Raw genomic sequence first — 15,004 nt, 5'->3', positions numbered from 1 at the left:
GCGGACAAGGAGAAGCCCATGACCCGCACCGCCCCGTCCACCGCCTCCGGAGCCCAGCCCGGCCCGGACCGCGACCACCCGGCCGCCGTCGTCCTCGACGGTGTGCACAAGCGGTACGGCGACACCCATGCCGTCGACGGGGTGTCGCTCACCGTGCCGTGCGGCGAGTTCTTCGGCCTGGTCGGCCCCAACGGGGCGGGCAAGACCACACTCGTGGAGATCATGGAGGGCCAGCGCAAGGCCGACTCCGGGACCGTGAACGTCCTCGGCGGCAGCCCCTGGCCGCGCAACGCCGCGCTGCTGCCCCGGCTCGGCGTACAGACCCAGAGCTCGGCGTTCTTCGTCAGGCTCACCGCCCGCGAGCACCTGCGCACGGTGGCGGCGCTGTACCGGACGGACGACGCGGCGGCCGAACGCGCCCTGGCCTCCGTCGGCCTCACCGAACACGGCGACACCCGGGTCGGCGACCTGTCCGGCGGCCGGCGCCAGCGGCTCGCGATCGCCTCCGCACTGGTCCACGAACCGGAACTGATCTTCCTCGACGAGCCGACCGCCGCCCTCGACCCGCAGGCCCGACGGGATCTGTGGCACGTGCTGCGCGAACTCAAGGGGGAGGGCCGCACCATCATCTACACCACCCACCACCTGGACGAGGCCGAGGCGCTCTGCGACCGCGTCGCCATCATCGTCGACGGTTCCATCGCCGCCCTGGACAGCCCGGCCCGGCTCATCGCCGGCTCGAACCCCACCACCCGGCTGCTGATCCCGCCGGGCCGGCTGGACGCCGCCCGGGCCCGCGAGATCGACGGCGTCGACCGGGTCACCGAGGAACCCGACGCACTCGTGCTGGAGACCCTCGAATCGGGCCGGGTGCTCTCCACGATCGACCAGCTGATCGGTCTCCAGGGCGTACAGACACGCACGGCGAGCCTTGAGGACGTCTATCTGACGCTCACGGGCGCGAACAACGGCCCGCCCCAGCCCTAAGGGCTGTCCCGTCATCCCTGGCGGGCGCACGACGACAGCTACGGCACCTCGCCGCGTTGTCGGAACGCCCGAATACATCCAGTATGCGGACGCCCCTCCGCCTTGCGATGCACCGCATCTGACGCCGTGCGCTGATCCATCAGGGATGACGGGACAGCCCTTAGACCCCGTCCGCAGTTCCCCCTCGTTCGGACCACACCCGGCTCGCGGGGTCCCGTCCGACTTCCGCCACCCCCGTCCCCACCACCCCCGCTCCCAGCGATACGGAGACCCCGATGAGCGCATACGCGGCGCTGACCACGGCCGGATACCGGGCCTGTACACGCGACAAGACCACCCTGTTCTTCACGTTCGCCTTCCCGCTCGTCTTCCTGGTGGTCTTCGGCCTGATCTTCCACGGCCAGACGGTCGAGGAGAGCGGCAGGCCGTACATCAACTACATCGCCCCCGGCGTGCTGTCCTGGGGCATCGGGAACGCGGCCGTCTTCAGCGTCGGCTTCACCCTCATGCAGTGGCGGCGCGACGACGTCCTGCGCCTCATCCGGATGACCCCGACCCCGCTCTCCGCCATCCTCGCCTCCCGCTACGTCCTGGCGATCGGCATCGGGGCCGTGCAGGCCGTGCTCTTCGTCTCGGTCTCCCTGCTGCCGGTGTTCGGCCTCCAGCCGGCCGGCCGCTGGCCGCTCGTCCTGCCGGTCCTGGTCATCGGCATCACGGCCTTCCTCGCGATAGGGGTCATCGTCGGCAGCAGCGCGAGCACACCGGAGGCGGTCGCCGCCGTGGCCAACTGCCTGATGGTTCCGATGGCGTTCCTGTCGGGCTCGTTCTTCCCGCTGGACTCCATGCCGACCTGGATGCAGAACCTGTCGTACGTCCTGCCGCTGCGCTACCTCAACGACGGGATCTCCGGAGCACTCACCGGCGACGGCACCACCGGCGACATCGCACTGTCCTGCGCGGTGCTGGCCGGATTCGCCGTCGTCCTGTGCGTGATCGCGGCGAGGACCTTCCGCTGGAGCGACAAGTCATGAACACAGCCACCGCTACCGCCACCACACCGGCCGCCGCCCGCCCGCTGCCCGGGGAGAGCCCACTGGAGTCGGCCCGCACCGGACTTCAGCACGAACTGACTGCCAGGTACGCGCGGTTGACCGCGACCGGAACGCTCCCCGCCCCTCTCGTCGTCCCGCTGGGCGCCGCCGACACCCTCGGTCACGGCCTCCCCGACCCGTACGCGGACAGCCGCCCGGCCGCCAACGTCCAGCTCACCTCGCGGGCCGTGCTCATCGGCCCCTGGGGCGGCGACGGCACCGCGACCGCCTGCGGGCAGTGCCTCGCCATGCGCTGGCAGCGGCTGCGCAGCCGCTCCGAGCGCGAGGCGCTGGAACTCGGCCGCGCACCGCGCGGCGCCACCCACTGGCCGGTGCTCACCGGGTACACCGTCGACGCGGCCTGGGCCGTCTACCGCGCGGTCCTGGGCGGCGGCCACGACACCCCGGAGGCGTCCCCCGCCGACCGGGCGCTGCCCCGGGTCACCCGGATCGACCTGGCGACCCTGGCCACCGCCACCTTCCCCCTGCTGCCCGAACCCCTGTGCCCGCACTGCGTCCACGAGGTCCCGGACACCGCCGAGGCGGCCCGGATGACGCTGGGCCCGGCGCCCAAACCCGACCCGGACGGCTACCGGCTGCGCTCCCTCTCCTCCTACGCGCTGCCGACGGCCGCGCTCGCCAACCCGGTGTGCGGCGCCCTCGGAGCCGACACCTGGATCAACCCGACGTCCACCACCACCGCCCCGGTCGCCGGTACGCACTTCGTGCGCGGCTACGCCGGACTCAACGACGTGACGTGGAGCGGCCAGGCCAACAGCTACGCCACCAGCCGCGTCCTCGCCCACCTGGAGGGTCTGGAACGGTACGCGGGCACCACGCGCCGACGCGGCACCTCACCCGTGGTCGACAGCTGGACCAACCTCGCGGACCGGGCGCTGAACCCCGCCGACTGCGGCTTCTACGCCCCGCGGACCTACGCGGACGACCCGATGGTCTCCCCGTTCGACCCGGACCGGCCCATCCCGTGGGTGTGGGCCCACTCCCTGCGCACGGACCGCCCCGTCCTCGTACCCGCCAGACTGGCCCACTACAGCGCCGGCGTCGAGGCCGACAACTTCGTCTTCGAGTGCTCCAACGGCTGTGCCACCGGCGGCAGTCTGCAGGAGGCGATTCTGTTCGGGCTCCTCGAACTCATCGAGCGGGACGCCTTCCTCCTCGCCTGGTACGGCCGCACCCCGCTGACCGCGATCGACCTCACCACCTGCCGCTCCGCCGCAGTTCGCAGCATGATCGACCGGGCCGGGCTCCAGGGCTACGACGTCCACGCCTTCGACACCCGGATGGACCTCGACATCCCCGTCGTCACCGCGCTCGCCGTGCGCCGGGACGGCGGCCCGGGAACGCTGTCGTTCGCCGCGGCGGCCGGATTCGACCCGGAGGGAGCCGTCGAGTCGGCCCTGTCCGAAGTGCTCACGTACATCCCGCACCTGCCCTACCAGGTGGCCGAGCGCTACGACGAACTCACCGCCATGTCAGCCGACTTCACCCGGGTGCGTCAGCTGAAGGACCACGCCCAGCTGTACGGCCTGCCCGCGATGTCCCCTCATGCCAGGGAGTACCTGGAGCCCGTCGGTGTACGGACCCTGGACGCGACCTTCGCCGACTGGCAGGCGCGGCGACCGCGCACCGGGGACCTGCTGGACGATCTGAACCTGCTGCGGGACGGGCTCGTCGCCGCCGGGCACGATGTCATCGCCGTCGACCAGACCACCCCCGAGCAGCGCCGGATGGGTCTGCACACCGTCGCCACGATCGTGCCCGGCCTGCTGCCGCTCGACTTCGGCTGGACACGGCAGCGGGCGTTGCTGATGCCCCGGCTGCGGACCGCGCTGCAAGCGGCCGGCCGACGCGCGGACGAACTGCCGGAGGCCGCGGTCAAGCGCGTGCCGCACCCCTTCCCGTGACATCGGGGGGAGGCGGGACGGCGCCGGCCCGGCATGCGACAGCCCCCTCGCGCACAGTTCGCGAGGGGGCTGCCGCCGTGCGTACCGGCCGGGCGTGGATCAGGCGCAGCAGGAGGTGGTGCTGGTGGTGCTGGAGCAGGTCGACGTCGAGGAGCAGGACGTGGAGCCGGCGAGCACGACCTCCGCGGCGTCCGAGTAGTCCGAGATCTCGAAGGTCTCCGACTCCAGCTCCAGGATCTCGTCGGCGAGGGTGGCGAGCTCGGTCTTGGGGGCCATGATGGTCTCCTCGGGTTCATGGGGGCGGACCGGCTGTTCCGGCACCGTTCCCCTGCGCTGATGGCATTCCAGCCCCGGCCGCTGTCAGATCGGCCGCGGTTTCGCTGTCACCCCGCTGGCACCCGGTGACAGCGGAACACCGGACTCACGCCGCGGAGGCGGCGCAGGCTCGGTACCGAGACCCACTGAGCGGAAGAGGCGAGCCCCTGTGCCAGCCCGTGTGAAGGAGACCCCCGCCCCGCCCCGGCCCCCGGCCGTCTCCCGTGAGGTGCTGCGCCCCGCGCTGGAGTTCTGTCTCGACGTGCACGCCCACCCCGAGCTCTCCGGGGCCGAACTGCGCACCGCGGACCGGTTCGCGGCCCGGCTGGAGGCGAGCGGCTGCACCGTCACCCGAGGGGTCGGTGGCGGCCACGGTGTCGTCGGTGTGCTGCGCAACGGCGAGGGTCCCACCGTGATGATCCGTGCCGAGCTCGACGCCCTCCCGGTGACCGAGCGGACCGGCCTGGCCTACGCGAGCACCGTGCCCGGTGTGATGCACGCCTGCGGCCACGACCTCCACCTCGCGGCGGCCGGCGGCGCGGTGGCCGAGCTGGCCCGTACGCGCTCCGCGTGGCGCGGCACCGTCCTGGTGGTGGGCCAGCCCGCCGAGGAGACCCTGTGCGGTGCGCGGGCGATGCTGGCGGACGGGCTGTACGAACGGTTCGGCACCCCGGACGCCGTCCTCGCCCAGCACACCTCGCCCGCCCCGGCCGGCACCCTGGCGCACGCGGCGGACTTCCGCACCCCGCTGCTGGCGGCCAGTACGGCGCTGGACGTCACGCTGTACGGCAGGGGCGGTCATGCGGGCACCCCGCACCTCACCGTCGATCCGGTACTGGCGGCGGCCGCCACCGTGATGCGGCTCCAGTCGGTGGTCTCCCGGGAGACGTCCCCGGCCGAGCACGCGGTGCTGACCGTCGGTTCGATCCATGCCGGTGAACGCGGCAACGTGATCCCGGACACCGCTGAACTCTCCCTGTGCATCAGGGCGTTGTCCGATCCGGTGGTCGACCGGATGGCGGCGGCCGCGGAGCGGGTCGTGCGGGCCGAGTCCGCCGCGTCCGGCTGTGTGCGGGAACCCGACCTCACGGTCACCTCGCGGTCGCCCGCGCTGCTGCCGGACCCCGCCGCCACCGCCGCCGTGCGCGGGGCGCACGAGGCCCTGTTCGGGCCGGACCGGGTCACGGACTGCGGGCCCCTCACGGCAACCGAGGACTTCGCGTGGTTCGGTGGACAGGGGGTGGCGACGGTGTACTGGATGCTCGGTGTCACCGGGGTCGGGCCGTGGCGCGCGGCCAGAGCCGGTGGACCGCCCGTACCGGCCAACCACGCACCGGAGTTCGCCCCCGACCTGCGCACCGCGCTGCCGACCGGGATCACGGCGATGGCGTCGGCGGCCCGGCGGATCCTGGACGGCGAGGGGAACGGCCGGTGATGAGCGGGGCCGGGCGGGATCACGGCACGGACCCGGCCCACGGCCATGTCCCCGAAGACGCCCCCGCCCATGTCCCCGACCGTCTCCGCGGCCATGTCCCCGGACACGCCCCCGGAGAAGGCCCCGGCTACGCACCCGGCGATGCCTCCGGCCGGGTCTTAGCCCATGTCGACCTGGTGGCCGTGCGCGTCGACCGCACCGCCCCGGCCGGCGGGACCACCGTCCTGCGCCTGCTGAGCCTGCTGCCGACCCACTGGGACTGCGCACCGCGTTCCGTGACGTCGGACCGGATCATGCTGCGGATCGCCCCAAGGCCCTCGGCGGACCGGGGCACGGTCCGCCGCACCGTACGCGGGGTCCTGGCCGACCGGGCCCTGGCGGGCTGGGCGGTGGGGGAGCCGGACGGAGGGGGGCTGGGCGGAGGCGGGCCGGGCAGACGGTGCGGGGGAGCGGTGAGGGCCGTCGCACGGCACCGCCACGACCGCCCCGCGCGTGGCCGGCGCCAGTCACCGGCTGCCCTCCCGTGCCGCAACCACCCGTGCCGCAACCGCCCCTGTCATGCCCGCCCCTGTCGCACCCACCCCCGTCACACCCGCCCCTGTCGCACCCACCCCCGTCACACCCAGCCGCGCTCCCGAGCCAGCAGCGCCGCCTGGGCCCGGCTCGAGGCGCCGAGCATCTGTATCAGCTCGGCGACATGACGCCGGTAGGTCCGTACCGAGACCCCCAGCTCACGGGCGCCCGCCTCGTCCTTGCCCACGGTGCACATCGACACGAGCACCCGCCGCTCGGCCCCGGACAGAGCCGCGTCCGCCGGGCCGCCGCCCTCGTCGTCGGCGCGTGCGAGGTCCACGCACTGGTCCCAGATCTTCTCGAAGAGCGCGACGATGTTGGAGACCAGGCCGCTGCGTTGGGCGAGCAGCACGCCCCGTGAGGGGTCGCGCGGGTCCAGCGGGACGAGGGCGGTCCGTCGGTCGTACACGAGCAGCCGCTCGGTGGTGTCGGACGTGACCCGGATCGCGGCGCCGTGCGCGGCCAGCTCCCGCAGATGGGCGGCCGTCGCCGGATCCTCCAGTGCGGTGCGCGCGACGACGGACCGGATGCGTACGCCGCGCCGCAGACATCGCAGGTCCATGGGGCGGGAGCGGGCGATGCTCTCGGGGGAGAGCCTGGTGTACGGCTCCACGGAGAGGATCTCGTCCCGGGCGAAGAACGCGAGGTCGTCGATCCGGTCACGTATCCGGTCCGCCCCCTCCAGCTGCTCGATGCCCACCGGTGGCGGTCTTCGGCCGCCCTGCTCCGCGCGTAGACCATCAATGAGGTGGCGTGATCGGGTGACCTGCTGCAGCTCCTGGTGGAGGATATTCAGCCGCAGGTCGACCAGCCGGGCCAGCGCGGTGTCCGGATCTGTCGGAAAAATCCCCGGGCCATGGTTCTCGGGGTGGAGCAGCCCGAGCTCCCGGAGCCGGGCGACGCAGGCGTGTAACGCCTGGGCGTCGATGTGCAGCAGTAGGTGCAGACCGTCGGTACCGGCGCCGGGATTGCGGAGGAAGTGCCGGTAGACGTCCTCCTCGGCCTCCGAGACCCCGAGTACGGACATCTCGTTCTTGCCCACGTGTACCCCCACTGCCTGGTCCATGTGCAGCCGAAATTTCGGGTATTTCCGTTGATCGAGAGCAGGTCCACGAGGGCCGTCCGCCCTGCCCGGGCAACAGCTCACGGGGTCGGTAGCGTACCCGCTGCCACGTGCGCCGCGTCAGTGCTCGTGCCCCGTCCGCGGGTGGCGTATTCCCGCCGTACGGCCCCGCCCGTTCCCGATCGTGGGGGCGGCTGTCCGACCGGAGTCGTACGCTGGACAACACCCCGGCCCGCCCGGGGGGTGCTTTCCGGATCAGGCCGGGACCGCCCCCAACACGTGTCGGGCCCTTCGCGTTGCCCCCTGGCAGCAGCCGGCTGCCGGACCTTGACCTAGTTACCCGGACGGAAGCCCTTCATGAGCCTGCACGGTCTGCTGGATGTCGTCGTACGTGACCCGGCGCTGTCCGAAGCGGTGGAGGCCGCCGGAGACGGCCACCGGATGCACATCGACCTGGTGGGCCCGCCCGCCGCCAGACCCTTCGCCGTGGCCGCGCTGGCCAGGGACGCGGGGCGCACCGTGCTCGCCGTCACCGCGACCGGCCGCGAGGCCGAGGACCTGGCGGCGGCGCTGCGCACACTGCTGCCGCCGGACACGGTCGCGGAGTTCCCGTCCTGGGAGACCCTGCCGCACGAGCGGCTCTCGCCGCGGTCCGACACCGTGGGCCGCCGGCTGGCCGTGCTGCGGCGCCTGGCGCACCCGCGGCAGGACGATCCGGAGACCGGGCCGGTCTCCGTCGTCGTCGCGCCGGTGCGTTCCGTGCTCCAGCCGCAGGTCAAGGGGCTCGGCGACCTGGAGCCCGTGGCGCTGCGGATCGGGCAGAGCGCCGATCTCGGCGAGACGGTCGAGGCGCTCGCGGCCGCCGCCTACTCCCGGGTCGAACTGGTCGAGAAGCGCGGCGAGTTCGCGGTGCGCGGCGGCATCCTGGACGTGTTCCCGCCGACCGAGGAGCACCCCCTGCGGGTGGAGTTCTGGGGCGACGACGTCGAGGAGATCCGCTACTTCAAGATCGCCGACCAGCGGTCGCTGGAGATCGCCGCGCACGGGCTGTGGGCGCCGCCCTGCCGTGAGCTGCTGCTGACCGACGAGGTCCGCGAGCGGGCCGCCGCGCTCGCGGAACGACACCCCGAGCTGGGCGAACTCCTCAACAAGATCGCCGAGGGCATCGCGGTGGAGGGCATGGAGTCCCTCGCCCCGGTCCTCGTCGACGACATGGAACTGCTGATCGACGTCCTGCCCAAGGGCTCGATGACCGTGGTCTGCGACCCGGAGCGGGTCCGCACCAGGGCCGCGGACCTGGTCGCCACCAGCCAGGAGTTCCTCCAGGCGTCGTGGGCGGCGACCGCGGGCGGCGGCGAGGCCCCGATCGATGTCGGCGCGGCCTCGCTGCGGGGCATCGCGGACGTCCGCGACCGGGCCCGTGAGCTGGAGATGATGTGGTGGTCGATCTCCCCGTTCGCCGCGGACGAGGAGCTCACGCGGACATTTGCCGCTGCCGCGGCGGGCGACACCCTCAAGCTCCGGATGCGTGCCCCGGAGGCGTACCGGGGCGACACCGCCCGCGCGCTCGCCGACACCAAGGGCCGACTGGCCGACGGCTGGCGCACGGTGTACGTCACCGAGGGCCAGGGCCTCGCCGCCCGGACCGTCGAGGTGCTGAGCGGCGAGGGCATCCCGGCCCGCCTCGACGCGGACCTGGCGGAGATCTCACCGTCCGTGGTCCATGTCTCCTGCGGCGCCATCGACCACGGCTTCGTCGACGCGGAGCTCAGGATCGCCGTCCTGACCGAGACGGACCTGACCGGTCAGCGCACCGCCACCAAGGACCTGGGCCGGATGCCGGCCCGCCGCCGCAAGACCATCGACCCGCTGACGCTGGAGGCGGGCGACTACATCGTCCACGAACAGCACGGTGTGGGCCGCTACGTCGAGATGGTGCAGCGCACGGTGCAGGGCGCCACCCGCGAGTACCTCCTCGTGGAGTACGCCCCCGCCAAGCGCGGCCAGCCCGGTGACCGGCTCTACATCCCGACCGACCAGCTGGAGCAGGTCACCAAGTACGTCGGCGGCGAGGCGCCCACCCTGCACCGGCTCGGCGGCGCCGACTGGACCAAGACGAAGGCGCGCGCCAAGAAGGCCGTCAAGGAGATCGCCGCCGACCTGATCAAGCTCTACTCGGCCCGGATGGCCGCCCCCGGCCATGTCTTCGGCCCGGACACCCCCTGGCAGCGCGAACTGGAGGACGCCTTCCCGTACGCGGAGACGCCCGACCAGCTCACCACCATCGCCGAGGTCAAGGAGGACATGGAGAAGTCCGTCCCCATGGACCGGCTGATCTGCGGCGACGTCGGCTACGGCAAGACGGAGATCGCGGTCCGCGCGGCCTTCAAGGCGGTCCAGGACGGCAAGCAGGTCGCCGTCCTCGTCCCCACGACCCTCCTGGTCCAGCAGCACTACGGCACGTTCACCGAGCGGTACGCCCAGTTCCCCGTCAACGTAAGGGCGTTGAGCCGCTTCCAGTCCGAGTCCCAGTCCAAGGCGACGCTCGAAGGGCTGCGCGAGGGCTCCGTCGACCTCGTCATCGGCACCCACCGCCTCTTCTCCTCCGAGACGAGGTTCAAGGACCTGGGCCTGGTCATCGTCGACGAGGAGCAGCGCTTCGGCGTCGAGCACAAGGAGCAGCTGAAGAAGCTCCGCGCCAACGTGGACGTCCTCACCATGTCCGCGACGCCCATCCCCCGTACGCTCGAAATGGCGGTGACCGGCATCCGCGAGATGTCGACGATCACCACACCGCCCGAGGAGCGCCACCCGGTCCTCACCTTCGTCGGCCCGTACGAGGAGAAGCAGATCGGCGCGGCCATCCGCCGCGAACTGCTCCGCGAGGGCCAGGCGTTCTACATCCACAACCGCGTCGAGTCCATCGACCGGGCCGCCGCCCGGCTGCGTGAGATCGTCCCCGAGGCGAGGATCGCCACCGCGCACGGCCAGATGTCCGAACAGGCCCTGGAACAGGTGGTGGTGGACTTCTGGGAGAAGAAGTTCGACGTCCTGGTCTCCACGACGATCGTCGAGTCCGGCATCGACATCTCCAACGCCAACACCCTGATCGTGGAGCGCGGCGACAACTTCGGCCTCTCCCAGCTCCACCAGCTGCGCGGCCGGGTGGGCCGTGGCCGCGACCGCGGCTACGCCTACTTCCTGTACCCGCCGGAGAAGCCGCTCACCGAGACGGCCCACGAACGCCTGGCGACGATCGCCCAGCACACCGAGATGGGCGCGGGCATGTACGTGGCGATGAAGGACCTGGAGATCCGCGGTGCGGGCAACCTCCTGGGCGGCGAACAGTCCGGCCACATCGCGGGCGTCGGCTTCGATCTGTACATCCGCATGGTCGGCGAGGCGGTCGCCGACTACCGGACCGCCCTCGAAGGCGGTGCGGAGGAGGAGGAACCGCCGCTGGAGGTCAAGATCGAGCTGCCGGTCGACGCGCACATCCCGCACGACTACGCCCCCGGCGAGCGCCTCCGCCTCCAGGCCTACCGCTCGATCGCCTCGGCCTCCTCGGAGGACGACATCAGGGCCGTCCGCGAGGAGCTCACCGACCGCTACGGCAAGCTCCCGGAACCGGTCGAGAACCTCCTCCTGGTTGCGGGCCTGCGCATGCTGGCCCGCGCCTGCGGCGTCGGCGACATCGTGCTCCAGGGCCAGAACATCCGCTTCGCCCCGGTGGAGTTGCGCGAGTCGCAGGAGCTCCGCCTGAAGCGCCTCTACCCGAAGACGGTCATCAAGCCGGCCCTCCACCAGATCCTGGTCCCGCGCCCGACGGCCGGCCGGATCGGCGGCAAGCCGGTCGTGGGCCGCGAACTCCTGGCGTGGACGGGGGAGTTCCTGACGACGATCCTGGGGTCGTAGGCAGAGGTAGCGGAGGCGGCGGAGCTCGCAGGGAGGACGCATTGCGCACGGTCCGGCGATATGAGCTGCTGCCTTCACCGGTACCGGGAATCCGCTCCCTGGCCCCGGACGCGGCTGCGAGCACGGCCGGTGACGGGGAGGGCGAGAGCCGCCCGGTGGCCGGCTGATTCGGCGGTCACGAGGGCGCGGGCTCGGGCGCGGTCGAGGTCTTGAAGACCAGCCATACGGTCTTGCCGACGATGTGGTCATCGACCCCGAAGTCATCGGCGAGTTCGCGTACGAGGTGCAACCCGCGTCCCAGGAGCAGTACCAGGCGCTGCTGTTGCCCGGTGGACTGCCGGTTCTGCGGACGCTGCGTGTCGTCTACAGCGAGGCCGAACGGCCCATCGAGGCGACCGTCATGGTGAAGGCCGGCCATCTGTACGAGCTGCAGTACGAGTTCACGGCGGAGTGAGCGGGGCCGGCCCCGCCGCTGAGGGGCGGGCGCTGTTCTCCTTGCGTGAGGGTCAGTGGGGCCCCTCCGCGTCGAACAGCAGACCCGCGACCGACCTGAACACCTCCTCCGGGTCCCGGTCGCCCACCGCCCCGCCCAGGTTGCCGCTCAGCAGCAGCGTCGCGAAGCCGTGGGCCAGGGACCAGGCGGCCGTGCCCGCGAGTGCGGCGTCCTCCTGTTCTCTACTACGCGCCGGAGGCCTTCGAGGAGGCCGCCGCGCTCGGCTACCGGACCGACGAGCGCTGGCCGAGCTACTTCGCCTGGCGCGCGGCACCGCTCGGGGACGCGAGCGCCGCCCGGGTCGCCGTAACCTTCCACAGCTTCAGCCCGGCCATGGTGGACGAGCACGTGCCCGCCGTCTGGTCCGTCGCCCCGCCCGCCGACGTGCTCGCGGCCCGCACGAGGGCCGTCGACCGCACGTACCGGACGCTGCTGGGGGAGGCGTACGCCGCTGCGGACACGGCCGAGGCCGTCGCGCTCCTGCGCCGCGTCACGGAGGCCGCCGACACGGCGGACCGCCCGCTCGCCGCGGCCAACGCCGCACTGCCCTGGCCGGACGAACCCCACCTCGCGCTCTGGCGGGCGGCGACCGTCCTGCGCGAGCACCGCGGCGACGGCCACCTCGCGGCGCTCGCCCGCGCGGAGCTCGACCCGGTGGAGTCGCTGGTGTCCTTCGCGGCGATCGGCGCGGCGGCGCCGGAGGTGTTCGCGAGCCGCGGGTGGAGCGACGAGGAGTGGCAGGAGGCTCGTCAGCGACTGCTCGGGCGGGGGCTGTTGAAGGGCGACGGCATGGCGACGAACGCGGGCAGGGCGCTGCGTGCCGAGGTCGAACGGCGTACGGACGAGGCGGCCGCCGCCCCGTGGCGGGAGCTCGGGGGCGGGGAGCGGGAGCGGCTCGTCGCGTTGCTGGGGCCGTTGTGGGTGGCGGTGATCGGCTCCGGGATGCTGCCGTCGGAGACGACGCTGGGCATCGGCAAGGTGTGATCCGGACCGCATCCGGGGTGAACGGAGGTCATGAACACGTCGCGGCGGGGAAGACGTCCGTAGGATTCCCGAGTTGGTTCGGCTTTCTCCCCGTCAGGACGGCTTCGAGTGATATCTTCCCGCGCTTATCGAGTGATGGTGCCCGCCCTCGGCATGGCCGCCGTGCTGGCCCTGGCAGGCTGTGACCCCGAGCAGATCACGTCCGGTGCCGAATCGCCGGGCACCGGCGCGAACGGGGGCAAGGAGTCGGTGACCGGCTTCGGTGCCAGCCCGCTGGACAACGCCGACGGTACCAAGCCGGGCCTCGCGCCCCTCACCTCCGACGCGGACCGGGCGGCGGCCCGGGAGATCATCGCGAAGGTGGCTACCAAGGGGCGCGGCCCGAAGACCGGATACAAGCGGGACAAGTTCGGGTACGCCTGGAAGGACTCCGTCGACGGCATACCGCTCTCCCGCAACGGCTGCGACACCCGCAACGACCTGCTGGCCAGGGACGGCAAGAAGGTCGAGTTCCGGTCGGGGTCCGACTGCGTGGTCGCCTCCATGACGCTCAAGGACCCGTACACCGGCTCGACCATCGAGTGGCGCAAGCAGCAGGCCACCAAGGTCCAGATCGACCACGTCATGCCGCTGTCCTACGACTGGCAGATGGGCGCCGCCCGCTGGAACGAGGCCAAGCGGCAGCAGATCGCCAACGACCCGCTCAACCTGCTCCCGGTGGACGGCCCGGCCAACAACGCCAAGCGCGACTCGGGCCCCGCGACCTGGCTGCCGCCGTACAAGCCGGTCCGGTGCGCGTACGCGGTCCGGTTCGCCCAGGTCTCGCTGAAGTACCAACTCCCGGTCACCGCACCGGACAAGAAGATCATGCTGGAGCTGTGCGGCGGCTGACCGCGCGGGTGGGCGGAGCCCGCCGGTTGGGGCGCCCGCCGTGTCGGACCTGTGAAGGAACGGTGTACCGTACGGCGTCCGAATCCGTCGGGCGTCTGTGCGAACGGCCCCGGCCGTTGCGGGCGGGCGCGCCCGCGTCCCTCACGTAAGGAACAGAGCGTGGAGTCTGCTGTGCCCGTGGCCGCCGAGGTGGGCCCCCGTTCGGTGGTGGCGGTGGTGATGGCGGCGACGCCCCGCGTCCTGCTGGCCGCGGTGCCCGTGGTCACGCTCGGCATGCTGTCCTTCGTGCCGTCCCTCGTCGTCGCCGCGCGGCGACGACGGGCCTCCGACTGGCTGGTGTGCGCCGGGTTCACGGCTGCCAACGTGGCCTGGGTGATCTGGGCCGCCCTGACCCCGGCCGAGACACGGGGTGCGGAGTTCGCGGCGGATCTGCTGCTGGTGCTGCTCACCACGCTCGGGGCGGCGGCGCACGCCCTGTTCGCCGGGTCCGGGCGGCGCACGTCCGGCCCTGTCGCCGCGGGCGTCAAGTGAAGACCCGGCGCACCTGGCGGCGCGTCAGGCCGCAGCCGCCGGGAGGCCGGTCCGGGATGCGGCGGTTGCTCGACGGGTCGGCGGGACTCCTGCGTGGGCGACGGGGCGCTTGGGCGGGGGCCGGGGCGGTGCTCGTGGTCTGCGCCGTCGTCTCCGCGTGGCTGTTCGGCGGCGGCGACGAGGCCGCGAGTCCGCCGGACGCCAGGGCGCGGCAGTACCGCGACTTCGACGCCTGCCTGCTCACCGGGGAGGACGGCATAGCGGCCGGGACCCCCGCCGCCGTCTGGCAGGGCATGCAGCGCGCCTCCGGTGACAAGCGGATCCGGGTCACTCATGTCCCGGTCATGGGCGAGCAGTCGGCGGTGAACGCGCTGCCGCATCTGAACGGACTGATCCAGCGGGACTGCGAAGTCGTGCTGGCCACCGGCCCGGCCCAGACGGAGACCGTGCGCAAGGCGGCGAGCGGCCATCCCCGGGTGCGGTTCGTGGTCGTCGGACCCGCGACCGGGGGCCGGGACGGTGGGGCCGGCAACCTCACCGTGGTCGCGCCGGGCGACGGGCTGGCGGACGAGGTCGCCGAAGCTGTCCGTCGGGCCGTCAAGTCCGTACAGCAGTAGGCGATACGCCTGTATGAGCACAGTGAGATAAAGATCGCACAAGATCATTCGGGAATAAGTAGATCTTGTGCAAGTGAGTGGGGCAATCTCGCGAGGCCATATGTAGGTCTTGTGTAGAGAAAGCTGCCCCGATGCGTACTGGATGGCGAAGACCATCATCATTGTTCCCCCCGGGCCCGGTCGG

At 72.3% G+C, this 15,004-nt stretch carries 11 protein-coding genes and 2 pseudogenes; 10 read left to right on the top strand and 3 right to left on the bottom strand.

Translation table 11 applies throughout. The features are described from left to right. Positions 1 to 18: 18 nt before the first annotated feature. The 3 genes from FHX80_RS10345 (at position 19) to FHX80_RS10335 (ending at position 4,003) form a co-directional block, all read left to right on the top strand. Positions 19 to 987, top strand: a complete 969-nt coding sequence (locus FHX80_RS10345) for an ABC transporter ATP-binding protein (RefSeq protein WP_145763926.1) — start codon at positions 19 to 21, stop codon at positions 985 to 987. 275 nt (positions 988 to 1,262) lie between these two features. Beyond that, the gene (locus tag FHX80_RS10340; protein WP_145763925.1) at positions 1,263 to 2,018 is read left to right on the top strand and encodes an ABC transporter permease; all 756 of its coding nucleotides are present in this window, start codon (positions 1,263 to 1,265) and stop codon (positions 2,016 to 2,018) included. Continuing rightward, positions 2,015 to 4,003 (top strand): TOMM precursor leader peptide-binding protein, encoded by a 1,989-nt coding sequence (locus FHX80_RS10335; RefSeq protein ID WP_145763924.1) that lies wholly within the window; start codon positions 2,015 to 2,017, stop codon positions 4,001 to 4,003. Before FHX80_RS10340 ends, FHX80_RS10335 begins: the two co-directional genes overlap by 4 nt. 99 nt (positions 4,004 to 4,102) lie before the next feature. On the opposite strand, the gene FHX80_RS10330 is transcribed toward FHX80_RS10335, so the two are convergent. After that, positions 4,103 to 4,279: a thiazolylpeptide-type bacteriocin gene (locus FHX80_RS10330; protein ID WP_073790073.1), complete on the bottom strand. Its 177-nt coding sequence runs from the start codon at positions 4,277 to 4,279 to the stop codon at positions 4,103 to 4,105. A 208-nt stretch (positions 4,280 to 4,487) separates the two neighbouring features. Here FHX80_RS10330 and FHX80_RS10325 point away from each other — a divergent pair, with 208 nt between their 5' ends. Continuing rightward, positions 4,488 to 5,753 carry an amidohydrolase gene (locus FHX80_RS10325; protein ID WP_208764620.1) on the top strand — a complete coding sequence of 422 codons (1,266 nt, stop codon included), beginning with the start codon at positions 4,488 to 4,490 and terminating at the stop codon, positions 5,751 to 5,753. 616 nt (positions 5,754 to 6,369) lie between these two features. On the opposite strand, the gene FHX80_RS10315 is transcribed toward FHX80_RS10325, so the two are convergent. Continuing rightward, a complete protein-coding gene (locus tag FHX80_RS10315; protein ID WP_145763923.1) occupies positions 6,370 to 7,368 on the bottom strand; it encodes a helix-turn-helix transcriptional regulator in 999 nt (332 codons plus the stop codon). Positions 7,369 to 7,746: 378 nt separating this feature from the next. Between FHX80_RS10315 and mfd the strand changes: the two genes are divergently transcribed. Both mfd and FHX80_RS10300 read left to right on the top strand, forming a co-directional pair. Next, positions 7,747 to 11,304: a transcription-repair coupling factor gene (gene mfd, locus FHX80_RS10310; protein WP_145763922.1), complete on the top strand. Its 3,558-nt coding sequence runs from the start codon at positions 7,747 to 7,749 to the stop codon at positions 11,302 to 11,304. Positions 11,305 to 11,599: 295 nt separating this feature from the next. After that, positions 11,600 to 11,758: pseudogene (locus FHX80_RS10300) on the top strand (GntR family transcriptional regulator); the annotation flags it as partial. 52 nt (positions 11,759 to 11,810) lie between these two features. Here FHX80_RS10300 and FHX80_RS36560 read toward each other — a convergent pair. Next, positions 11,811 to 11,963 (bottom strand): annotated as a pseudogene (locus FHX80_RS36560) (TetR family transcriptional regulator); the annotation flags it as partial. Between FHX80_RS36560 and FHX80_RS10290 the strand changes: the two are divergent. The 4 genes from FHX80_RS10290 to FHX80_RS10275 all read left to right on the top strand — a co-directional run bounded on the left by FHX80_RS10290 (position 11,960) and on the right by FHX80_RS10275 (position 14,820). After that, positions 11,960 to 12,781, top strand: coding sequence for an SCO6745 family protein (locus FHX80_RS10290; protein WP_145763921.1), 822 nt, complete (start codon positions 11,960 to 11,962; stop codon positions 12,779 to 12,781). The pseudogene FHX80_RS36560 and the gene FHX80_RS10290 overlap by 4 nt on opposite strands. 135 nt (positions 12,782 to 12,916) lie before the next feature. Next, complete coding sequence (locus FHX80_RS10285) at positions 12,917 to 13,672, top strand: HNH endonuclease family protein (RefSeq protein WP_208764619.1); 756 nt, start codon at positions 12,917 to 12,919, stop codon at positions 13,670 to 13,672. 159 nt (positions 13,673 to 13,831) lie between these two features. Continuing rightward, the gene (locus FHX80_RS10280; protein WP_145763919.1) at positions 13,832 to 14,203 is read left to right on the top strand and encodes a hypothetical protein; all 372 of its coding nucleotides are present in this window, start codon (positions 13,832 to 13,834) and stop codon (positions 14,201 to 14,203) included. A gap of 56 nt (positions 14,204 to 14,259) precedes the next feature. Then, positions 14,260 to 14,820 carry a BMP family ABC transporter substrate-binding protein gene (locus FHX80_RS10275; protein ID WP_244318201.1) on the top strand — a complete coding sequence of 187 codons (561 nt, stop codon included), beginning with the start codon at positions 14,260 to 14,262 and terminating at the stop codon, positions 14,818 to 14,820. The last annotated feature ends 184 nt before the right edge of the window (positions 14,821 to 15,004 follow it).

Origin of the sequence: Streptomyces brevispora (assembly GCF_007829885.1) — a bacterium.
In the GTDB taxonomy this organism is placed as follows: Bacteria; Actinomycetota; Actinomycetes; order Streptomycetales; family Streptomycetaceae; genus Streptomyces; species Streptomyces brevispora.
This window is presented reverse-complemented; position numbering and strand designations above follow the sequence as displayed.

Coding starts and splice junctions, on each gene's coding strand:
- FHX80_RS10345 (WP_145763926.1), top strand. CDS start 19: ATGACCCGCACCGCCCCGTCCACCGCCTCCGGAGCCCAGCCCGGCCCG.
- FHX80_RS10340 (WP_145763925.1), top strand. CDS start 1,263: ATGAGCGCATACGCGGCGCTGACCACGGCCGGATACCGGGCCTGTACA.
- FHX80_RS10335 (WP_145763924.1), top strand. CDS start 2,015: ATGAACACAGCCACCGCTACCGCCACCACACCGGCCGCCGCCCGCCCG.
- FHX80_RS10330 (WP_073790073.1), bottom strand. CDS start 4,279: ATGGCCCCCAAGACCGAGCTCGCCACCCTCGCCGACGAGATCCTGGAG.
- mfd (WP_145763922.1), top strand. CDS start 7,747: ATGAGCCTGCACGGTCTGCTGGATGTCGTCGTACGTGACCCGGCGCTG.
- FHX80_RS10285 (WP_208764619.1), top strand. CDS start 12,917: ATGGTGCCCGCCCTCGGCATGGCCGCCGTGCTGGCCCTGGCAGGCTGT.
- FHX80_RS10275 (WP_244318201.1), top strand. CDS start 14,260: ATGCGGCGGTTGCTCGACGGGTCGGCGGGACTCCTGCGTGGGCGACGG.